Genomic DNA, 22802 nt, shown 5'->3' with positions numbered 1-22802 from the left:
CTAGACTTGGACGTGGACTTGGACCTCGCCCCGGATGTTCTCATGCTCGGCACATTTTCGAGAGCATCCTAACGGCGGAGAGAAGGAGTTCGTCCGCTTCCTGACCTTGCGGCTGGTCGATGAGCGCTAAAGCGCGGCAGGCATCGATGATTGCAGCACATTCCATGGCACTGCCCCGGGCCATGGCATAGAAGCGGCGCTGGTCCGGGCCAGTGCTCTTTCCTGATCCCTCGGCGATATTCAGCGGAATGGAAAGGGATGCACGGCGAAGCTGGTCGGGCATGGCCGCGTATCGTGGCGGCAGACTGTCGGCAATTCCGGCTGCAAGTGGCAAGAAGCGGACTGCGGCTTGATAAACATCGAGTTTGCGAAAGTTCACGCCCCACAAGATAGTCGAAGTCCAGGTCCAAGTCGAGGTCCAAGTCCACGCAGAGGCGGGTAGTTAAGTTAACGCCTATGGGGCGCGGCAAGCGGAGTGCGCGCAAAATCCACCCCGGCACCGCCATTCCGGTGTAAAATCACCAGCTGTGGCCGGCGGGGAATCTTGGCGCCGGCAGGGCAAGTTGACCGGATACCCCAACGCGGAGGTCGGCCGGCCGTTGCAGCCCGCCTCCGACCTGAAACTCATGTTGTCAGGTCCCCCGGCGCTAATGCAGACTGGTATATCTTTGTAAATACCCTTAGCTGGTGGCCCAGGGGAAAGAACGCTGTTCATGGAGAAGGCTTATGAAGCTTACAGCAAAGAAAATCCCGGATGAATTCATCCGAGCGATCCCCAGAGGATTTCGGTTAGTTACGAAGCAGGCGCATGATTTTCTTCTGGTCGAGTCTCTGTTCTGTCCCAAAGGCCATAACCTGATTGTCGACAGTGTCCGGATTCACGATGAGGCATCGATTAAACTGAAGGTCATCGTCAATAATGAACCGGGTCTCCTCTTTGTCGACGCCTTCTGGGGCAGTCATTCGAAACTGTTCAGTTTCATTCCAAAGATCCCCGGTAAGGAACCGGTTTTCGCCGAAGCCTATTGCCCTTACTGTGACGCGGTGATGACCGAGCGCTATGCGTGCATTCAGAAAGGTTGCGGATCAGAGAAGAGCGTGCTGCTCATGCTCCCGGGCGGCAAAAACAAGATTCATGTGTGCGCCAGATTGGGATGTCCCGGCCACGTGCTTGACATCATCGATATGCCCCAGAAGGTGGTTCGCTCGGTGAGTGTCATCAACTACTTCGGTGCCGGCACCAACGATTTGTTCGGAGGCATTTAGCCAGGATAATTCATGAATATGCGACCAAAATGCAGTTTCGGACGTGGAAAAACGCTGACAGACGCAGGCCGTTCGGTTTTGGTCGGCGTGCAGGAGCTTTTGCCGTCCTGCGGCGCGGCAAAAGCTCCTGCCTGCGTTCATCTGCGTCCAATTTTGTTGCTTTTCACAGGCGTGTGGTTCTGCTTCATGAGTAGTTCAGGTTAGTGATCTGAATTCGGGAACAATTGCCGCCATCACCCGGTTCCGGGCAAATGCCACCCTATCGGAGATTTGAGCGTCTATGTCACGGCGTTTTCTCGTGAAAAGATCTGTGCGGCTCCTATTCTTATTATCGATCACATTTTCCGCTGCTGTTCCGAGCTCGAAAACCGGCACACCCCGAATCTGCGTCATTGCCGTCCATGATTCCGGCCTCTTCACCATGTGTCCTTCGGGAGCTCTCATAAAAGACTGGAGATATCCGGGCCGCACCCAGAGTATGGAGATTATTCGGAATGCCGACGGTCCGCGCCTGGCAGTCCCACAACATCTCATTCAGTTGGATCGCCCTGTCCTGGACCGCTCGCGCGGCGGTTGGTGGAACATAATCGGAACCACCCCGGGATCATGCCCTTCCGGGAAAATAGATCTGGACCTGAAAACAGGAATCGAGAAGGAATTTTCGAACCGGAACGATTACCTGCTTGTGGATTCAGCAGAGCACGCCGACCTGGTTTTCCTGGCTGAGGGGATCTATGCAGACCGGTTTTCTGGTTTCGTGGGCGCCCAGCCTGGCCGCTACAGGTCCTCCGGGAGTCCCATGCTGGCGTTGGTCATGGCGATCGTAATCCCTGCCGGCGTTTACACTCGAGCTCCTGCCGACAGCGAATTGCTGCTCGAAGCCAGACTATGGGAAGGATCCGAAGCATGGAAGTCAGACCCGCCGGGAATCGACCGGCAGCCGGCTTCGGAACCGGCCTCCCTCGAACAACTGGTCGGGCAATTCATCGACCGGAAAGACCGGGAACCAGCCTTTCCGCCACTGTGCGCCCCTCGTATTCTGGTGTCGGCAGTCGACGGTCAAGGAATGCCGCGACCGAAGCCCAGCCTGAATAACCGAGAGGAGGGAACGTCCATCTCACCCCAAAACTTCTCGGGCGCCACGAAGTCGGATAATGTCATCAGAGTCAGTGTTTCGCTGGTCACCGTGCCGACGATCGTAAGCGATGCGGCCGGCGGTCACGTTCCGGATTTGTCCATGAAGGACTTCCACGTATTCGAAAACGGGATCGAACAGAAGATCGATCGCGTCATCCCTGAGATCACGCAGTTCAATGTGGTCCTGATGCTGGACACGTCAGGCAGCACGATTTTCAAGCACACTGAGATTCAGAACGCGGCTCTGGCATTTGTGGAAGCGCTGCGCCCGGAGGACCGCGTCATGGTTGTCTCGTTTGATTCCTATATCTACCTCGACTCTGTTTTTACGGGCGATCGCGCGGCACTGCGGCGCGCGATCCTGCGCACGGACACGGGCGCAGGGACCAGGCTGTACGACGCGCTGGACCTCGTCCTGACGGAATGCCTCAGCCGGATCCAGGGCCGAAAAGCGATCGTGCTGTTCACGGACGGGATCGACAGTCAGAGCTGGCTTGCCCGTTTTGGCAATTATCAGAGGCAGGTGGAAGAATCGGATGCGCTCGTCTACGCAGTCCAATACGATGCAACGGCGGGCTCATTCGCCTCGCAATATCTGAAGAGGCTCAGTGAAAACAGCGGAGGCAGGCTCTTCATCGCCTCATCCACTACCAACCTCGCGGAAGCCTTTGCAGGAATTGCCGACGAATTGCAGCATCAATACACAATCTGTTACTACCCTGCCGGCGAGAGCCTCGATTCCGCATTTCGACAAATCCGCGTAACTGTCGATAGGCCCGGCACAAAAATTCGTGCCCGAACGGGATATCGTATTGCCGCCCCGGACGGCCGGACAGGACGGAATGTCGGGATCGGAGCCAGGCAAAGCAAGTAGCTGCGCCCGATGACGAGCCGGCAATCATCCAGGATGCCTCATCCGAGGGAAGCGGGGTGAGTAGATGAGAAGGAGTGCTTATGGCGACTCGTAATCTTCTGTGCCATGGAATCACGGCCGCCGCGATTCTGATCGCGTCGCTGGCGGCCGCAGCCGGATCAGCTCAAGAGAGGGGAACGCAGCCGCGCGCACAATCGGGGGCGGCCACGCCGGCACCGGGGCGTGGGGCAGCGCAGCAAGCCCCTATGGTGGTTTCGCCCGAAGTCCTGCAGGACCGGCGCATTGTATTTCGTATTCTCGCGCCGCAGGGGGAGAATGTGGGGCTCCGTGGCAGCGATATTCCCGGACTTTCCGGGGGCGGGCCCGGCGGCCAGCTGATGACGAAGGGGGGAAACGGGGTTTGGGAGATCACCATCGGACCGATCGAACCGGGCGCGTACCGCTATAACTTCTCGGTGAACGGCGTATCGGTGATTGATCCCCGCAACCCTTCGACCAGCGAATCCAACAACAACACCTGGAGCCTGGTCTACGTGCCGGGTTCAGACTTCATGGACACGATGAACGTGCCGCACGGTGCCGTGGCATCGGTTCATTATTATTCGACTGCGCTCCAGAGGACACGCCGCATGCACATTTACACTCCGCCGGGGTACGAAGCGGGGCGAGGAAAATACCCGGTGTTTTACCTGCTCCACGGTGCCGGCGACTGCGACGATTCCTGGACATCAGTCGGCCGCGCCGGTTTCATTCTGGACAACCTGATCGCGACCAAAAAGGTCAAGCCGATGGTTGTCGTGATGCCCGCCGGGCATACCAGCTCTTCGACGTTCGGGTCCAGATCCCCGGCTGCGCCCCCCGCTCCAGCGGGCGGAAACACTCCGCAGGCCGCGCCGCGCGATGAGTTCCTGGATGATTTCGTGGGCGACATCATGCCGTTCGTAGAGAAGAATTATCGCGTCCTGGCCGACCGCTCGCACCGTGCGATTGCGGGGCTTTCGATGGGCGGGAGCCAGACGCTTAATATCTCGTTCAAGCATCTCGACAAGTTCGCATACATTGGCGTCTTCAGTTCCGGAATCATGGGAGGAGGGCTTGGGGCGGCCCGAGGGGCGACGCCTCCCGCAGCACCCCCTGGCGGTGGATGGGAACAACTGCACCTGGCGGTGCTTGACAATCCCAACCTGAAAAGGGGCCTGAAGGTGATCTGGTTCAGCACAGGAGTGGATGATCGATTGATCACCACCTCCAGGAGCACGGTGGATCTGCTCAAGAAGCATGGTTTCAATCCGATCTTCAAGGAGAGCGCGGGCGCACATACCTGGATCAACTGGCGTAACTACCTGGACGAGTTCGCGCAGCAGCTGTTCCGGTAGGAGAGGCGGCACTCATCTCAGCGTTTCGGGCTGCCCCTGGGATCGATTGGCTGATTCGCGCGCTTCGGATTCCAGTCATTGCCGAGCACAAAGGCAGGGTTGCTGTAATTGGCGATAGTGGCAGTATCGCCGGGATGCGCCAACTGCCGAGAGCCGGCGAGGCGCCGGCTCACGTCGACCGGTTTGCCGTCGGCGGAATGGCTGTTGAATTCCCAAAAATGCACATTGGATGCAGTAGCGGCAGGGGCACCCGGCGCGCCCTGGAACTGCCATGCGACCGGACCGACTGCATTTCCGAGGATACACTCAAGCAGAACCATTTCGCTGTAGGGGAAGCGCACCGGATCGATCCGCGACAGATAGTTGTCCTTGATGCCCGGCAGGCCGTCAAACACGCAGCGCAGGAATACATAGCCGTGATTCGTGCCCGGATTGCGGATTTGCGTGTAGCATGCGCCGGAGCGGAGCGAGCGGCATACGCAGTTTTCAAAAAAGCACGGGCCCGTGCCCCACATGAAGTCCACATCGCCTTCGATGTAGCAGTTGCTGAGGTAAGCCTGACCGTTGATCTGAAGCGTATCCTGGTAGCTGTAGAGATCCACGTCTCTGAGGATCGCGCGGGCGCCGGGAGAGCCGTTGAGGATGATGGCCTCCGCTTGCGACCCGCCCTGCGGCGTGGTGTTGCGGAAGGTTAGATTGGCGATGACGAGATCGTTCACTCGATGGGCCAGGAAGACGCCGCGGCGGTAAATGCTGCCGCCGACACGCGGCTCGGCGCTGGGATTGGGATTGCTGCCTGCGAACGGGTTTCCGCCACCATTGTTGAAATTGGCGTTGTTCGCGTAGGTGACGACGCATTGTTTACGATCCTCGCCGAGCAGCGTAATGGCATGCTTGTCGGTGAAGAAAATGGTTTCGATGTAGGTGCCCCTGCGGATCAAGACCGTGGTCGGTGTGGTGTTACCTTCAGGGACGAAGTCGAGCGCACCCTGTACGGTGCAGAAATCGCCGGTGCCGTCTGCGGCGACAGTCAGCCTGGCGGCACCGGCGGAGGGGGCGGTTGCTTTGGTTGTGAAACGCCACACTGTCGGCCGGTCAATGCCGGCAGAGACATCCGCGCCGCCTCTAAACACGCCCGCGTCGATGGTGATGTAGTAGGTTTTGTTGTATGCAAGGGAGCCATTCTTGAGGTGAATCGAGGCTTCGTTGCCTGAAACGATCACGGGATAGTACTTGAAGTTTTCCAGCCCGCCAATGGCTTGCGTGGCCGTGCGCGAACTGATGTCGATCGAGTCAACCAGCCTGTTCTCATCAGTGTCAAACACCTGGATCTTCCCGCTTTCTCCGAGCGCAGGCGGGGAGGCGAAAGTGATGCGCAGCGGCGTGTCGGGGCAAACGTGGTCGGCGCTGGCCGCCGGAAACAGGTTTTTAACGTTCAGGGAACGCTGCACGCCTGGAGCTGCTTTGGGCGCCGGCGCGGTATTCGCAGGGCTGCCGAGTCCGGCCCAGAGCATCGTCCAAATCAGAATGACGGCGGCTGAGGCCCGGGACCGGGATGCGCAAACCGCAGCGACCGGCCACAGGAGTTTGGATTTCACACCCATGGTTCAGTCCTCTTTCAACTGGCCCAGAGCGAAGGCCAGCAGCAGGAGCTGTTTGGTTCCAATGAAGAGCGGCTTGATCTCGGCCGATTCCTGCAGGGTGTGTTGGTCCTTGCCGAAAGTCCGGCCGACGGCAATGGTCGGGATCCCCATTTCCACTCCGATGTTTCCGTCCGTCGACCCGGATGCGACCGCACTCGCCTTGACGCTTGGATAGTCCTTCTTTAGCAAATAGCTCACGACATCGATGCCGGTCTGCACGATCGGATGATTGCGCCGATCCCTGAGTTGCGACGCGGTTCCCCCGGCAGGATTTTCCGAGAGCACCTCCTTGCGAAATCCCACCTTCTCCTCCCCAGCTGCCTGTTGTGCCAGCTGCGTGACTCTTGCGTCCAAGTCCCCGAGCAGGACAGGGTCAGTCGAGCGCAGATCTACGGTGAAGAAAGATTCCTGAGAAATGGCATTGATCACCTTCCCTCCTCCGATGATGCCGATGTTGATCACGGCGGTCGATTCCGAATCGGGCTCCGGAAGTGAGATTTGAGAAATGGCAAGTATGGCCCGGGCGACGGCGCGATTCGGGTTGGGCTTGCCCCGGCTGGTGTTGGTATGCGCCCCTTCACCGGTGTAGAAGAACTTGATCCAGTGAATTCCCAATGCACCGTAGGAAATGGTCCCCAGGCCACCGTCGACCGCTACCAGCAGGTCGACCTTGCCACGATTTTCGTTGAGAAAAGCACGCATTCCCTTCAGCCCCACTTCTTCCTGCACGGTTGCGACAAAAACCAGGGTGCCCTTGAAGCGCGCCTGCGCATACTTGATGGCCCGAATTGCCTGCAGCATGTCGCTGCAGCTGGCGCTGTTGTCGAAGACTCCGGGAGCCAAAAGCGTGTCTCCCTCGCGGCGGACCTTGAGCGGAGTATCGATCGGATGGACCGTGTCCATGTGGGCTGCGAAGACCACCGTGGGTCCGGCATTGGTCCCCTTCAGCCGCCCCACCACATTGCCGGCCGCGTCGCGGTAGACTTCATCCAGGCCGGCTTTCTTCATCTCCGATTCAATATACAGTGCCCGTTGGAGTTCGTGGCCGGAGGGAGCGGGGATTTCGGTGATCTTGATCCATTCCTCGACTTGCTTGTTCTGATTTTGATCGATGTACAGGAACGCTTGCTGTGTCTCCCGTCTCTGGACCAGGGCCTCAGAAAACCACGACTGCTGAGCCATGGCTGGGAAGAGGTTTGCCAGAAACAAAAGGGAAATCAGGGTCAATGCCTGCCGACGCATGAGTGCCTCCTGTCAAAGCTTTGTCCTGCCGACAACCTTATCATGCCGCCGGTTGATAGGCATAACACAAGCATGTCCAGCCGGATTTGCGGACCGAATCCCGTGAGGGCAGTAAGGGCGGCCGTGCTACAGGTACCTGTTTTGCCCGCGCCGATGGGAATGGGGAACAAGGGCGTATAATGGGCCGACGGCCATTCCCGGGAGTTTACCATGAGGGCGAGACTGCGCTGGGGCATCCTCGGCACGGGCAACATCGCACGGCAGTTTGCGCTGGCAATGGCGCATTCTCGGCGCGGCGAGCTGGCGGCAGTGGGCTCGCGGGCGTCATCCTCGGCGAGCGCCTTTGCCGTGGCGAACCATGTGCCCCGGGCCTGTGGCTCGTACGAGGCCGTGCTGGCCGATCTCGGCATCGATGCCGTCTACATTCCGCTGCCCAACTCGATGCACCACGAGTGGACCATCAGGGCCTTGCGGGCAGGCAAACACGTGCTGTGCGAGAAGCCTATCGCCGCAAATCGCGAGGAGGCCGCGGAGATGTTTGACGTGGCGCGAAGGACCGGGCGGGTGCTGATCGAAGCCTTCATGTACCGGGCACACCCGTTGACCGCTGCGTGGCTCCAGCAGGTGCGAGGCGGCACGATCGGCCGGCCGCTCCTGGTCCGTTCGAGCTTTTGTTTCTGTGCCCGCCACCGGGAGGGAAACATCCGCTTCGACCCCGCCATGGCGGGGGGTGCGTTGATGGACGTGGGCTGCTACTGCATCAATCTCTCGCGCTTGATCGCCGGCGCCGAGCCGGTGTCTGTAACGGCGAGCGCGAAACTGTCCCAGGCGGGGATCGACGAGATAACGGCGGGTGCCCTCCGTTTCGCCGACGGGATGGTTGCCACCTTCACCTGCGGATTGACGGTGCACGCGGACAACGCCGCATCGATCTGCGGCTCCCTTGGTTACATCGAGGTGCCGATTCCGTGGAAGCCGCCGCTCAAGGAAGCGGTTTTCGTGCGGTCGAGTTCCGTGCCTGCCATGATGGATGTGGGGAACAAACTGGAATCCGCCCCGGTGCCGGGATCCAGTCCCCAGCAGGTGATCACGGTGGATTCTTCCGGGCCACCGCTCGCGCTGGAGGCCGACAACCTGGCTGCAGTCGTCTTTGAAGGGGCAGCGGCCGTAGTGTCCGAAGCCGACTCGCTGGGCAATATGGCCGTGCTCGACAAACTGCGCCGCTGCGCCGGTCTGGAATATTAGGCTTGGGAGGTGTACATAATGATCACCAGGCCAAGGGCGGCCACGAGCAGAATCAGCGCACCGATAATCACCCAGTACTGGATCCGGTAATTCTTAAGCAGAAATGCAAGTGCATCCATCAGGTTTTTGATGTCGTTCCCCTGGGTCTGCACGATGAGGCGGAAGGAGTTTGCCGCCTTGATGGTAAAAATCCCCAAAGCGAGATAGAGCGCTCCCGCGATTGAATGCGCGCAAATGCTGCCTATGCCATACCATCCAGGCAACGCAGTCCGCGTGAAGGGGAACAGACCGGCAGCGAAATAGATCGCTGCTATGACAACAAGAACTATGCCGATGAACTTCATCTTTTTTGAAAGGTTCTGAATCACTTCATTTTGTTCTGCTGAAAACTCATAGGTTGCACTTTCCATAAAGCGCCTCCTCATGATTGCCCTAAAAAGCCGCCGCAAGTGCACAAAGGCAGATCGGTTGCGGCTAAGGCATCCCGGACTCCCAGTTCCAAATCATCCCAGGACGGACTCTATACGGGAAATAGAAAGCGGGTCGTCTTTGCCTGATTCTAGAAGCATAGCATCGCTTCGGCCGGAAATCACTCAAAACTGGAACCACGAAACGAATGGAAAACACGATTCAGGTTTCCTGCCTTTCGTCCGCTTCGTGGGTCCTGCGCTTGATTAGCCTCTTGTTCCACACCACCAACTAACTGAATAGGGGTGGGGGACATATTCCGATCAATCCCTTGTACTATCAGAATTGGTTCCGTGTGCGCATCCACGGCCGTTGCCATGCTGGTTTTTGCGTGCGGGCAAAATCAAAACGAGACAGCTGAGCCGGCGCCGGCCGAAGTGCCGCTCGGCTCTCACACATATAAGATCACTGCATCCGTGCCGGCGGCGCAACATGCGTTCGATCGCGGCCTGACGCTTAAGAACAATCGAAACCCGGCTTTTACGCAATGTATGTGGCGCACAATCAACACTTCTTTGCCTACGCTGCCATGATGCAGGGACGCAGCGCGGACGCACTGAAGGCTGCGCGCGATGATCGCCGATATACCGGAGGAGTTTCTCACCGGGTATGCCGCCTGGATGCAGCCGGTGGGCCACACGCTGGGAGCGGTGCTAATGTTCGCAGGCTGTCTCCGAGCCCTGTTGTGCAAATTCGGATACCCTCGTTGAGGCACGGGTGTAATATCCCCAGTGGCGGGGTCTAAGCCGATACCAGAACGACCCGCAGAGTTGACATCACGACAACCTGGAAGCCGGGGGGCGGCAGAGGCAAGCTTCGATCCAAGATTGTGTTTGGTTCGGACTCACCGCTTTGCTCCGGCCTCATCCCACGTGGAGGTCATCATGTCGAGGGCAATGAAATGCGTGCTGGGCATGGCACTTGTCTCGGTCACGGCGCTTCTGGTGATGGGCTTCGCACAGCAGGCCGCAGGTCCGAGAGCCGAGGTATATCGCCAGCTTCATTGGCGATTCATCGGACCCGAAGGTAACCGGTTCAGTGCCGTCGCCGGCGTACCGGGCGATCCCAATGTCTACTACGCCGGCGCGGCCTCGGGCGGCATCTACAAGACCCTCGACGGAGGCGTTCACTGGCGGCCCATCTTCGACGACCAGCCGGTTTCGTCGATCGGCGCCCTTGCGGTGACGAAATCCGACCCCAACGTCGTGTGGGCCGGCACCGGCGAAGCCTCCATCCGCAGCCACATTTCCGTCGGCCAGGGTATCTATAAATCGATGGATGCCGGCAATACGTGGGCGTTGATGGGCCTCGAGCAGACCGGGCGCATCCCCCGCATCGTCATCGATCCCCAGAATCCGAACGTGGTCATGGCGTGTGCGCAGGGCCATGGCTATGGACCGCAACCGGATCGTGGCGTGTTCCGCACGACCGACGGCGGTCAGACCTGGACCAAGGTGCTCTTCGTCGACCCGAACACGGGCTGTTCCGATATCGCCATGGATCCGAAGAACCCACGCCTGCTCTTTGCGGGCATGTGGCAGCACGAAATTCACACCTGGGGCCGCGAGAGCGGCGGGCCGGGTGGCGGCCTGTTCGCGTCCCGAGACGGCGGGGTGACGTGGAAGAAACTCACCGGCCACGGGTTGCCTGCCAGGCCGGTGGGCAAGGTGGTTGTTGCCATCGCCGCCTCGAATCCGGACCGCGTCTACGCCCTCATCGAGACCGGTGACGGCGTGCCGTGGAAGGGGCAGCCGACCGACAGCGGCCAGGTGTTTCGCAGCGACGATGGCGGCGCGAACTGGAGAGTGGTGAGCTACGACCACACGGCCATGGGCCGCGCGCACTATTACTCGCGTATAGCCGTCGCTCCTGACAACGAGAACGAGACCTACTACTTGACGGCGTCCTACGCCAGGTCGATCGATGGTGGCCAGACGCTCACGGTTTTGTCTGGCAGCGAGGTGCCGGGCGGCGACCATCACGACATCTGGATCGATCCGACCAACGCGAACCGCATGATCGTCGGCCACGATCAGGGCTTGTCGATCTCGATCAATCGCGGGCGCGCGTGGTTTAAGCAGCGGCTGACCAATGCGCAGATGTATCACGTCACGACCGACAACGAGATTCCCTACAACGTCCTGGGCAACAAACAGGACGAGCCGTCGTATCGCGGGCCGAGCAACAGCCGCGTGGGGGCGGGCATTCCGCGCGCCATGTGGCACTCCGTGGGCGGCGGCGAGAGCGGCTGGGCGACGCCCGATCCCACCGACTCGAATGTCATCTGGTCGACCGCGTCCGGCTCGGGCATGGTCGGCGGCATCGTCGTGCGCTTCGAGGAGAACCGGCGCATGTTCCGCAACGTCGAGGTCTGGCCCGACCAGTCGAACGGGCCGGCCGAGGGTGTCAAGTACCGTTTCGTGTGGGACGCGCCATTCCAGATCTCGCCGCATGACCATAACACGCTCTACGTCGGCAGCCAGTACGTCCACCGCACGACTGACGGCGGCCAGACCTGGCAGATCATCAGTCCTGATCTCACGCTCAACGACCGGAGCCGGATGGGAAGCTCGGGCGGCCTGACGCCCGACAACATCGGCGTCGAGTACGCCGGCGTCGTCTATGCGATTGCCGAGTCGGCGAAGGAACGCGGGCTCATCTGGATCGGCACCAACGATGGCCTCGTGCAGCTGACGCGCGACGCGGGGAAGACCTGGACGAACATCACCAAAAACCTGCCGAATCTGCCGCCGTGGGGCTCGATCCGCTGCATCGCGCCGTCCCGCTACGACGCGGCCACGGCGTATCTCACCGTCGACTTCCACCAGATGAACAACCGCGATCCGTTCGTCTATAAGACGACCGACTACGGCCAGACCTTCAAGGCCATCACAAACGGCATTCCGAAGAGCATGCTCAGCTACGCGCACTGGATCTACGAGGATGCCGTGCGACGCGGGCTGCTCTACCTGGGTACGGAGAACGCGATCTACGTGTCGTTTGACGACGGCGAAAACTGGCAGCCGCTGCAGAACGACCTGCCGCATGCCCCGGTGTACGGCATTACGGTACAGGAGCATTTCAACGATCTGGTGATCGCGACCTATGGGCGCGGCTTCTGGATTCTGGACGATGTCACGCCGCTGCAACAGCTCACCGGGCAGGTGCTCGCCTCGGACGTCCATTTGTTCGTGCCGCGGCCGGCATACCGGTTCCGGAACATAACGGCGCCCTCGACGCCGTACGACGATCCCACCATCGGCGAGAACCCGCGCTACGGCGCGTCGATCAACTACTATTTGAAAGGTCCGGCGTCGGAGGGCGTCACGGTCACGATCGCGAATCAGAAAGGCGAGGTCGTCCGCCAGCTGACCGGCACAAACACAGCGGGGCTCAATCGCATTTACTGGGATCTGCGCTACGAGCCCACCAAGGGAATCCGTCTTCGTACCAGCCCGATGTACGCACCACAGGTGCGTGTCGGCCCGGACGGGTGGCGGCCGGCGCCCGGCGCAGGCGCGCTCAGCATCCTCGCGCCTCCGGGCGCCTACACCGTGAAGCTCTCGGCCGGCGGGCGCGAGCTGACACAGCCGCTCACGGTGCGCAAGGACCCGAACTCGGGCGGCACCGAGGCAGACATCGAGGCGCAGATGCGCATGCTCTTCGACCTGCGCAACGACCTCAACAATGCGGCAGATGCGGTCAACAAGCTGGAGATCGTGCGCAGCCAGATCGACGGCCTTGCCAAGCTCATGAACGATGCGGCGATCAAGAAGGCGGGTGACGACCTGAACCAGAAGCTCGTCGACCTCGAGATGAATTTGATCGACCTACGCCTCACGGGGGGCCAGGACGGCGTCCGCTACGGGTCCAAGCTTGTTTCGAAGATCAACTACCTGGCCAACGGCCTCGCGAGCGCCGATTTCAAGCCGACCAGCCAGCAGATTGATGTGCAAAAGGTGCTGGAAGACCAGTTGCGCAACACCTTGAGCGAACTCGATGGCCTCATCAACAGGGATCTGTCCGGCTTCAACGAAATGTTGCGCAAAAAGAACATTCCGAACATCATCGCGAAGACGCCGTAGTATGCTGTTGAACCAGGAGCACCTGAGTGCTCGACAGCCCGTATCCGGCAAGCACGATCAGCGCGCAGCGCTGGCCCTACAGGGCGGCGAAAGCTCCTGCACGCCGACAAAAGCCGAATCATCGGCATCCGTCGGAGTTCCTCTGCGTCCAGAGGTGCTTTCTCATCATTCATTCGTTGAATCCGGTTGCCCGAGGTCTGCAAAACAGGGTAAAAACAAGGAACTTCTCCGGCAGTTGAGCCGTCTCTCCTTACGGGGAGACGGCTGCGGCCCTACCCAACGGCCCGTGCCGGTTACGGAGGCTTCATGCAAAACCTGCTGCAGGATCTTCGTTACGGCGTCCGACTGCTGGTCAGGAATCCGTTGTTTACCATCGTGGCGGTCCTGTCGCTCGCGCTCGGCATCAGTGCCAACACGACCATTTTCTCCGTCTTCAACGCCATCTTTCTCTACACTCTGCCGGTGCAGGAGCCCGATAGACTGGTGTCGGTTTTTACCACCGATGCCCGGAATGCGGGGCAGTTCACCAATTTCATGCAGCTCTCCTACCCGAACTATGAGGACTACCGGGATCAAAACCGGATCTTTTCGGGATTGGTCGCTCAGATTTTCCCTGCCATGAGTCTAAGTGGCGGCGGTGAGCCGGAGCGTGTCGTAGGCGCGGTCGTGACCGGCAACTACTTCGATGTGCTGGGTGTCAAGGCCGCTGTGGGGAGGACGTTCCTGCCGGATGAGGACGCCGTCGAGGGCAAGTTCCCCGTGGTCGTTCTGGGCTACCCTTTGTGGCAGCGCCGCTTCGGCGGCGACCGCGCCCTCATCGGCAAGGTGATTGTCCTCAACCGGCAGAACTTCACCGTGATCGGCGTGGCACCGGAGGGCTTCCGCGGCACCTTCGCCATCGGGGGCCCGGACTTGTACGTGCCGATGGCGATGCACGAGCTGGTTCTGGCGGATTTTGCCCTGCAGCAGTTCCATCAGCGCCGCGGCCTGCTGTTCAACGTTTTCGGGCGGCTGAAGCCGGGAGTCCCGCTGGCACAGGCGCGGGCGGCGATGGAAACCATCGCCCGGCAGCTCGAGCAGGCGTATCCCAAGGAGAACGAGGCACGCAGTGTCGCACTGATGCCGCTGCCGCAAGCGCTGATCGATCCTAACCTGCGGGGGCAGGCGCTGCTCGCGAGCGGCATGATGATGGGAGCCGTGGGCCTGGTTCTGCTGATTGCATGTGCCAACGTGGCCAATCTGCTCCTGGCCAGATCCTCGGTGCGGCAGCGTGAGATCGCCGTCCGGCTTTCCCTGGGCGCCGGGAGGACACGTCTGGTGCGGCAGCTGCTGACCGAAAGCTTCGTTATGGCTTCCCTGGCCGGGCTGCTGGGCCTGCTGCTGGCAGTCTGGGGCCGCGACCTGCTGTGGATGATGCGGCCGCCGTTGTTGGACAACAATGCCCTGCAGATCGGGCTCGACAGCCGGGTGCTGATCTTCACGGTCGCCGTGACCCTTCTGACCGGCCTGCTGTTCGGCCTCATGCCCGCCCTGCACGCCACCCGGGTCGATCTGAGCTGGGCATTGAAAGACCGAACCGGTCAGCCCAGGAAGAAAGGCGGCTGGTTCAACCTGCGCAAGGCGCTGGTGGTGGTACAGGTTGCCCTTTCATTGATCGCACTGGCAGGAGCGGGCCTCTTCCTGCGCAGCCTGCAGAACGCCCAGCAAATCCATCCCGGCTTCGAGAGCAGGAATCTGTTCATGATCTCGTTTGACCTCGCCGGGCAAAAATATGACGAGGCCCGCGGCCGGGAATACTTTCAGCAGCTGATCGAACGCGTGACCGCGGTACCGCAGGTGAAGGCCGCAGCCGTCGCCTCCGCGCCTCTGTTCGGCGGAGACGTCATGCGCACCGTGTTTGCAGAGGGGCAGAATGTGAACGACCGGCGCAACGGGCGCCTGACGGCCTTGCTGCGCGTCGGGCCGAGCTACTTCGACGCAATCCACATGCCGATCATGCGCGGCCGTGCCTTCAACGAGCGCGATCGTGCGAACACGCCCATGGTGGCCGTCGTCAACGAAACCATGGCCAGGCGATTGTGGCCGAACGAGGACGCCCTGGGTAAACGTTTCCGATGCTTCGGCGAAACCTGGGTGATCGAGGTCGTGGGAATCGCGCGTGATGCCAAGTACTTCACACTCGGGGAAGAACCGATGTCGTTCATGTATTTCCCGCTGCTCCAGCATTACACGCCCGCAGCGACGCTGCACGTCCGCACGGAGGGCGACCCGTCCAAGGTGATCGGCGTGGTGCGCGGCCAGATGCAGGCGCTCGACCGGTCCATGCCCCTGGTCAACGTGAACACCATCGGACAGGTCATGCAGGCCGTGCTTTGGCCCGCGCGCATGGGTGCCACGCTCCTTGCCGTTTTCGGCTTCCTGGCGCTCCTGCTCGCCGCCATCGGCCTGCACGGGGTGATGTCCTACTCGGTATCCCAGAGAACGCAGGAAATCGGCATTCGCATGGCAATGGGAGCCCAATCCAAGGATGTACTGAAGCTGGTCCTGGGGCAGGCCGGTCTGATTGTCCTGGCCGGCGGCATGCTGGGGCTGACGGGAGCTTACATGGCTGCCCGGGTGTTGTCCAGCCTGCTGTACGGTGTCGGGAGCGGTGATCTGCCGGCGCTCGCCGGAACCACGCTGATCCTGGTAGCGGTGGCGATGCTGGCGAGCTACCTCCCTGCGCGCCGCGCCTCGCGGATCGACCCGGTCGTCACTCTGCGCAACGAATAATCCCCGGATTCACCTGAGGGCGTGCCTGTCCGTTTTTAAATACAGCTGTCTTTTTGTGCTGACACGAAAATGGACGTGGGTCTATAAGGGACACATCTGTGTTTTCGTTTCGTCGGGAGCGGCTGGGTATGACCCATCCGAGTCTTAAAAAGCTGGGCGTTGTCCCGAGAGAGGAGCGGGGCCGCAACCCCGCTCCTCTTGATTCGTCACTTGATAATATAGTCGGGCCAGCAGGATCCTGGTTGCAGCCGATCGTCCCCGCTGAAGCCGCCTCGCCCACCGGCCGGCGCTCCGCTGGGAGCCGACGGCGGCGCGAACTTCGGGTCGAGCGCCTTGGCAATCTGGTCTTTGAGGTCTCCCAGGTGCAAGCGCGTCTCACGGTCGGCGCTGCGGCTCACGGCGGTGCTTATCGCCTGGCTGAGGGTCTTCAGCTCGCCGCGCAGCAAGGGCCGCACTTCATCCGTGGCGACGGCGGGTCCGCCAGCGGCAGCACCCAGAACGGGTGTAGTCGTGGCCTGGTTGATGCGGCTGTCGATCAATTCGACATAGCCACGCTGTAGATTGCGGCGGAACGTGTCGATCTTCACCGGCCCCGTCCCATCCAGTTCCTTCCAGACACCCTTGCGCAGATCGGCAAGGAAATCGCCCGGCGCGTAGGCATTCTTCATGTCGACCGCCTGATATTCCACCAGCCGCCCGATCCGCGTCGGGTTCAGCAGTGTGTTCAGCAGCTGCCTCTGCGCCCTCCCGATGCGGTTGATCGCGCCGGCAGGCTCGATGCGGCGCAGGATATCCTGGCGGATGAAGTACATCGGCGTGGCGAAGGCATTGTCGTTGAGGAACTTGACGGCGATTGCCTGGCGTTCGCGAGGGATGGGGGTGAAGCGCACGCCCTCCTGCCCGATGTTTTTCTGCACGCCGTCGACTCCGCCCACGATGTTGGCGACGTGGCCCATCTCCAGGCTCCACTGGCTCAGCACGCGGCCGTAGAACTCGGCCAGATCGTCGTAGGATTCGCCTTTTTCGGTAGTGGTCGCTGACACAAGGTATTCCATGACGCGCTGGAGGTTCTTGATTCCCAGCGACGTCGCCTTCACGGCGTCCGCGTCGCCCACCGCTTCGCTCTCCTCACCGGGCTCGGCGCCGGCAGCATCTGCCGTGTTGAAGCGGAGCCACGGTGTCTTTTCCTGTTCGAGCGCCCACTGGTTCAGAGTCGCTTTTTCATCGTCCGGAGTTTTTGCGCTCGGAATCGGTTTGTAGCCCCACATCGTGGCCCAGATGTCATAGGGGCCGATGCCGGGAATCAAATCATTCACATCGATTCCATCCTCGGGCTGGGCGACATAATTGAAGCGGGAATAGTCCATGATCGAGGGGCAGTGCCCCATTTTATGGACCCATTCGCGGTCGCGGATCTTTTCGATCGGATACAAGGAACTGGCTTTGAAATTGTGCTGGAAGCCGAGCGTGTGGCCGATTTCGTGCGCCACCACGTACTCGATCAGCCGTCCCATGAGCTCATCGGGCAGAGGCAGCTTTTGCGCGCGCTTATCGAGGGGGCCTGCCTGCACGAAGTACCAGGCGCGCGCAAGATTCAACACGTTATGGTAGACGGAAATGTCGGCCTCGATGATTTCGCCGCTGCGAGGGTCGCTGATGTGCGGCCCCATGGCATTTTCCGTGGTGGAAGGCAGCCACCGGATGACCGAGTAGCGGGCATCCTCCGGATTCCAGTTCGGATCCTGTTCCGGGGTCGGGCCGTCCTGGGCTATGATGGCATTCTTGAAACCGGCCGCCTCAAATGCAGGTTGCCAGTCGGTGATCGCCTTCCGTATCCAGGGCCGGTACTTGGCCGGAGTCGCCGGATCGACCCAATAGACAATCGGTTTCACAGGTTCCGAGAGCGCGGCATTCGGGTCCTTCTTTTCGAGCCGGTACCGGGTGATGTAAGTGCGTTGCGGCGCGCGCTGTTCGTCGCGGCCATAATCGGTCTGGCGCACCGAGAAGTAGCCGACGCGATCGTCGAACACGCGCGGCATCATCGGTTTTTCCGGCAGCTTGACCATGCTGTGGTGCACCACCACGGTTGCGCTGTTCCCGCGCATCCGCCCGCCTCCCAGACCCGCCGGCGGCGTCGAGGCGCCCGCGCCGGCGCCACCCGCGCCGGCAGTGTACGTGTGCGTCGTGTCTACCTCGATGTTCATCGGATAGGTCGCGATGCGCTCGATGTAGGAACGCGACGCATCGAAGGCATTCGCGCCCACCGCCTGCCTCGCGCTGAACTCGGGGACGTCGGTGGCGAAAAGGGGCGTCACGTTGATGACCACTGACTCCTCTTTCCCGATGGATTCGACGTTGAACGCGCGCAGGATGGCATCGTTATTGGCGTTCTTCACGGCGAGCGAAATCGGCTCTTGCGGATCGGCGACCACGTTATATTTGACTTCGCGCAGGAACACGCGGTTGTTCATGCGCTGCCAGCGCACGACGCGGCTTCCCAAAGCCGTGCCCCCATATCCAGCGCCGTCGGTGTTGCTCTTGATCTGGCTGACCCACAGAAATTCCTTGTTTAGTTCGCTCTTCGGGATTTCGTAGTACCAGGTATCCCGGATCTGGTGCACGGTGAAGACCCCGGCCTTTGAGATCGCATCCTTCGTGATCACGCGGTCGTAGGGCCTGGGTTCGCTCGGCGCCTGGGCGCCCCGGCCCCCAGCCTGGCCCTCCGGCGGATTCTGAGGATCTTGCGGCGGCGTGGGCACCTGGGCCAGCGCCAGCGCGGTTATCAACGGCACGGCAATAAGAAATCTCATGTCCTCTCCTTTCGAAGCCTGCTAAAGACGCATTACCGCAGCGGCCATCCCCGGGGACCGTCCGGCGAGACGGACCGGTCGCTGCAGACTGTGGTCGAGATGACTCCCGCCCATAATGACACGCGTATCCTTGCACAGCGCCCGGACCCGCTTGCCTTGCGGTGTTGTCCCACAATTCGGGGCTGGGCAATGAATCAATCTGTGTGGCCCCGGTTGGCCACCTATCTGTCAGTGGTTGGCCCATGTTACAGCGGCAGGGGTGCGTTTTCATCACTTTTCGCGCGTCATCGGCCCGTGCTTGGGGCGGCTGCTGCAGACAGGGGAGAAGTTGACATCACGCCCTAATCAGGGCATAGGCGAAACCAGCGGCCCTTTGGAAGCCAGAGCCAGCTGCGACTTCTCCACAACTACTGAGAAGTCGTGTAACTCTGCGCGATCAATCCCGAGACCCATAATGGATCCGGACGAGCCCTATTACTCCGGGACGAGCCGAAAAGATTGCAATGCTCAGCAGAACGGCTGGTTCTTGTTTACTCCCGATTTTGCTGATTAAATACCGGTTGTCTGGAAGCGGATCTCCCGATTGGGCGGGGGAGTCGGTGATGGAACAATCAGGAAAGGGGACTACTATGCCGGCACGCAAAGCCGAGGCTGTCTGGGAAGGCGGCCTGATGGATGGGAAGGGCAGGATGAAGCTTGGAAGCGGCGCCTTCGAGGGAAATTACTCTTTCCGCACGCGATTCGAAGAAGAAAAAGGGACCAATCCGGAAGAGTTGATTGGCGCAGCGCATGCGGGCTGCTTCTCGATGGCACTGTCGGCGGGGCTGGGCAAGGCGGGGTACAAGCCCAAGAGCATCCGCACCACAGCCACTGTTCACCTGGAAAAAGTGGGCGAAGGCTTTGGCATTACCAGGATCGAGCTCCGGACCGAAGCCATCGTGCCGGGAATTGACGCCGCTGCTTTCAAGGACTATGCGGAGAAGGCCAAGCTTGGCTGCCCGGTTTCCAAAGCCCTTGCAGGCTGCGAGATCAGCCTCGAAGCAAAGCTGGTTCAGGGGTAAGATGCCCACTGCTCAAGAAGGCCGCCGACGAGCATGGAGTGGCACGCCGACCTCGGTCCAGACTGCTGGAGTTCGCCCGGGACAGCTCATTGCTGACCCAGGGCCGTCCCGCGGCGCTCGATGCCGCCGCTGCCATGCTTGCTGCCCTGGCGCTGAACAAGACACCGCCGGACCGGATGTATGAACAATTCGTCCAGCTGGCCGACTCCCCCGAGTTCGCCGCCTGCCTGGCCCGCCTTCCAGAACTGCTTGAGGCGGAACCAGCCGTGGTGCTGTCCGCTGAAGGTTTGAGGGAAGGCGGGGTCGCAAGGGTACAGCAAACTTTCGATCCCTTCCCATGCTATTCTTTGCACAGCCCCAAAGCGCGATTTCCTATTATCTTATGCTTAAGTTGCCAGCATTGAGTTCGAGCCCGTGATATAAGGAACAAGGTTGCAGAAATGGTTTGTCGAGGAGGCCAATTGAAGAGATCCTTTTATCTTTGCCCGCTGTTTGTGGTTTTTCCTGCTGCCCTGGTGATGGGTCAGTATGTCACTTCGGATACGTACACCCGTTACGAATTGCTCGCACCCGAAACGCATCAGTTCAAGATTTATTATGAGGTCACCGAAACCTCCCCCGGCGCCCTTTTCCACTTCAATATTATCCGGCCGGGAAGCGAGGCTTCCGACGAATCGGTGCTCGACGCGGCAAGCGGGAAGCCTCTCAAGTTTGAAGTGGTCAGCGGAAAACAGGCCAAGATAGACTCTCCTGGCACAAGCTTTGATGTCGAGGCGCAATACATCAAGGTTCACCTGGCCCATCCGGTTCCCAGGGAGGGCGAATGTCGGCTGATCATCATCAAGACCTACAAGGACAGCCAGAGCTATTTCAGCGAAGGAGACCGGATCGTTTACAAAAGATCGCTTTCCATTGCCCGCGACAGCGTGGTCCTGCCTGAAGGGTACGAGATCGTGTCCTGTTCGGTAGCCGCGCAGGTCATCCGTGAGCCTGATGGAAGGTTGAAGCTCGCCTTTATGAACTCCGGCAGCGGAGGCCCGTTGGAGGTTTTGATCCAGGCGCGCAGGCTGCCTGTGAAAAAATAGAATTTTTGTATTTGTCCAAGGCTATGGGGTCGCCTGGTGTGCAGGTCCACGTGCGACGGCCTGGAATCATTGCTGAGTTGAGGAGATTGGAGCCGCTAATGGAATATAGGATACTGAGGTTCACCGTGAGGGTGTTCGTGCTGGTATTCTTCACTGCTGCTCTTCTCGGCCAGACGCCGGTGCGGGTTTCCGAACGGGCGTATCAGGACCGCGAAATCATGTATGAGTTGCAGGCACCGGAAACTCACGCATTCCGGATTACCCATGACTATACCGCACGGGATGCCGGCGAGACATACTACTTCAACGTTGTGCGGGCAGGTGCCCACGTGTCCGAGCCGGAAAGCATCGATCTGGACAGCGGGCAGAAACTCAAATTCGAAATCCTGAGTGGCAAACAGGTCAAAGAACGCGGGCTCTCCCCGGAAGATCCGATGCAGAACGATTCCGAGGTGGTCGTTACCCATCTGTCGCAGCCAGTCGCCAAAGGAACAACCAACCGGATCCGCCTGAAAGAGACCTACACCGATGCTAAGAGCCTATACCTCGATGGCCAGGAACTGGTGTGGGACCGGGCGTTCGGCCGGCCGCGCAACATGGTGGTCCTCCCGCCCGGGTGGTATCTGACTGAAATGGATACTCCGGCAACCGTTCAAACCCTGACGGACGGGCGCGTGGCAATCCATATCGTCAATCCGCGCAACGACGACATCCGGGTCCAGTTGCGCGCCCGCAAACGATAGCAGCTCGATATTCCGGAGCTCTAAAACGCCACCTATCCGCGTTATTTTATCGCCCGCACCGGCCCTGAAGTCGGCTACTCCCAAGTCGGGTGTATCGAGGATGCAGTCGACTCGGCGCGCCAAGCGGTTGTTCTGAATCCAACTATATTGGTGCCGGTTCAATCGATGCGCTTATATTTCCCTTCCATGAAAACCGTCCAATCCTTTCCATCTTTGGAATGCTCGATGCGCATAGTGAAGTGTTTCGGCTGCTCGATTATATAGCTGAAGCGGTTGTGCCCCATTGGGGTCTGCTGGGCGAACACGAGCGAGGGACCCTCCCACTGCCCGGTTGCCGGCGTGACCGAGGCGGGCCCCATCGTGTCAAACCAATGCATAGTGTAGTGCTTGGTATGGGCATCCCAACCGAAAACGCCGTGTCCACGGTAGCAAACGGTTCCCTGTCGCTCTTCCACGTAGTCGGTAATCAGGAAGAAACCATCAAGGTCGACATGCGAATCCATGCGCGCCGTTGCGGTACCGCCCTTGGGATCCCATGGCGACGGGGAAAGGGTTTCCGTGCCCGCCCATTTTCCTACCAGGACTTCCAGTTTTTTGTGTTCGGGGTGAATTTTGGGCATTTCCATAGATTGATCCTCCGATCGGTTATGTTGCCGCTTTCACGCGCATGATTTCCTTGCCTGAGGGTTTCGTGACACTTGCGGAAGGTGAGACGCTTGCGTCGCATGGATTCATCCGTACCCGAAAAAGCCGCAGGGAAAGCGGCGCTTTAGCTGAAGGGTAGAAGAGCAATAGAACCATGTCAAGGTATGGGTATAAGCCCGGGGATTCTTCACATGAATAATTCGGGCTAGGGCCAATACTGTTCACTTAATGATTTGGATATGATCCTCGATCCTCAGCCTTTCCGTGCCAGACCGCTTCCGTGGCCTGAGTTTGTAATTACTCATCTTTCGCTTGATGCCGCGCGGATTACGCCGCGATCGACTCGACAC

General features: G+C 60.0%; 16 protein-coding genes. 9 read left to right on the top strand and 7 right to left on the bottom strand.

The window, feature by feature from the left end:
- Positions 1-40 precede the first annotated feature (40 nt).
- Entirely contained in the window at positions 41-379 is a 339-nt protein-coding gene (locus tag LAP85_26875) for a four helix bundle protein (protein MBZ5500038.1), read from the bottom strand.
- A gap of 347 nt (positions 380-726) precedes the next feature.
- Here LAP85_26875 and LAP85_26870 point away from each other — a divergent pair, with 347 nt between their 5' ends.
- The 3 genes from LAP85_26870 to LAP85_26860 all read left to right on the top strand — a co-directional run bounded on the left by LAP85_26870 (position 727) and on the right by LAP85_26860 (position 4653).
- Positions 727-1266: a hypothetical protein gene (locus tag LAP85_26870; GenBank protein ID MBZ5500037.1), complete on the top strand. Its 540-nt coding sequence runs from the start codon at positions 727-729 to the stop codon at positions 1264-1266.
- 478 nt (positions 1267-1744) lie between these two features.
- Positions 1745-3277 (top strand): VWA domain-containing protein, encoded by a 1533-nt coding sequence (locus LAP85_26865; protein ID MBZ5500036.1) that lies wholly within the window; start codon positions 1745-1747, stop codon positions 3275-3277.
- A gap of 80 nt (positions 3278-3357) precedes the next feature.
- Complete coding sequence (locus LAP85_26860) at positions 3358-4653, top strand: esterase (GenBank protein MBZ5500035.1); 1296 nt, start codon at positions 3358-3360, stop codon at positions 4651-4653.
- 17 nt (positions 4654-4670) lie between these two features.
- On the opposite strand, the gene LAP85_26855 is transcribed toward LAP85_26860, so the two are convergent.
- Positions 4671-6257: an Ig-like domain-containing protein gene (locus LAP85_26855; GenBank protein ID MBZ5500034.1), complete on the bottom strand. Its 1587-nt coding sequence runs from the start codon at positions 6255-6257 to the stop codon at positions 4671-4673.
- A 3-nt stretch (positions 6258-6260) separates the two neighbouring features.
- Positions 6261-7538: a M20/M25/M40 family metallo-hydrolase gene (locus LAP85_26850; protein ID MBZ5500033.1), complete on the bottom strand. Its 1278-nt coding sequence runs from the start codon at positions 7536-7538 to the stop codon at positions 6261-6263.
- Between the two features lie 210 nt (positions 7539-7748).
- Here LAP85_26850 and LAP85_26845 point away from each other — a divergent pair, with 210 nt between their 5' ends.
- Positions 7749-8783 (top strand): Gfo/Idh/MocA family oxidoreductase, encoded by a 1035-nt coding sequence (locus LAP85_26845; GenBank protein MBZ5500032.1) that lies wholly within the window; start codon positions 7749-7751, stop codon positions 8781-8783.
- Here the strand turns inward: LAP85_26845 and LAP85_26840 are convergent.
- Positions 8780-9193: a hypothetical protein gene (locus tag LAP85_26840; protein ID MBZ5500031.1), complete on the bottom strand. Its 414-nt coding sequence runs from the start codon at positions 9191-9193 to the stop codon at positions 8780-8782. The genes LAP85_26845 and LAP85_26840 overlap by 4 nt on opposite strands.
- 972 nt (positions 9194-10165) lie before the next feature.
- On the opposite strand from LAP85_26840, the gene LAP85_26835 reads away from it, so the two are divergent.
- On the top strand, positions 10166-13336 hold the full coding sequence (locus LAP85_26835; protein MBZ5500030.1) for a sialidase: 3171 nt from the start codon (positions 10166-10168) through the stop codon (positions 13334-13336).
- Positions 13337-13642: 306 nt separating this feature from the next.
- The gene (locus tag LAP85_26830) at positions 13643-16108 is read left to right on the top strand and encodes an ABC transporter permease (GenBank protein ID MBZ5500029.1); all 2466 of its coding nucleotides are present in this window, start codon (positions 13643-13645) and stop codon (positions 16106-16108) included.
- A gap of 206 nt (positions 16109-16314) precedes the next feature.
- Here LAP85_26830 and LAP85_26825 read toward each other — a convergent pair whose 3' ends face one another.
- Positions 16315-18918, bottom strand: a complete 2604-nt coding sequence (locus tag LAP85_26825) for a zinc-dependent metalloprotease (protein ID MBZ5500028.1) — start codon at positions 18916-18918, stop codon at positions 16315-16317.
- A gap of 629 nt (positions 18919-19547) precedes the next feature.
- On the opposite strand from LAP85_26825, the gene LAP85_26820 reads away from it, so the two are divergent.
- Positions 19548-19979, top strand: coding sequence for an OsmC family protein (locus tag LAP85_26820; GenBank protein ID MBZ5500027.1), 432 nt, complete (start codon positions 19548-19550; stop codon positions 19977-19979).
- 86 nt (positions 19980-20065) lie between these two features.
- On the opposite strand, the gene LAP85_26815 is transcribed toward LAP85_26820, so the two are convergent.
- Positions 20066-20299 carry a hypothetical protein gene (locus LAP85_26815; protein ID MBZ5500026.1) on the bottom strand — a complete coding sequence of 78 codons (234 nt, stop codon included), beginning with the start codon at positions 20297-20299 and terminating at the stop codon, positions 20066-20068.
- Positions 20300-20440: 141 nt separating this feature from the next.
- On the opposite strand from LAP85_26815, the gene LAP85_26810 reads away from it, so the two are divergent.
- Positions 20441-21064 carry a hypothetical protein gene (locus tag LAP85_26810; protein ID MBZ5500025.1) on the top strand — a complete coding sequence of 208 codons (624 nt, stop codon included), beginning with the start codon at positions 20441-20443 and terminating at the stop codon, positions 21062-21064.
- Positions 21065-21162: 98 nt separating this feature from the next.
- Positions 21163-21807, top strand: coding sequence for a hypothetical protein (locus tag LAP85_26805; protein MBZ5500024.1), 645 nt, complete (start codon positions 21163-21165; stop codon positions 21805-21807).
- 158 nt (positions 21808-21965) lie between these two features.
- On the opposite strand, the gene LAP85_26800 is transcribed toward LAP85_26805, so the two are convergent.
- Positions 21966-22433, bottom strand: a complete 468-nt coding sequence (locus LAP85_26800; protein MBZ5500023.1) for a DUF1579 domain-containing protein — start codon at positions 22431-22433, stop codon at positions 21966-21968.
- Positions 22434-22802 lie beyond the last annotated feature (369 nt).

The sequence above is a fragment of the Terriglobia bacterium genome, from assembly GCA_020072565.1.
Taxonomy (GTDB): Bacteria; Acidobacteriota; UBA6911; order UBA6911; family UBA6911; genus JAFNAG01.
Note: the sequence above shows the minus strand (reverse complement) of the source record. Positions and strands in the feature narration are given on the sequence as shown.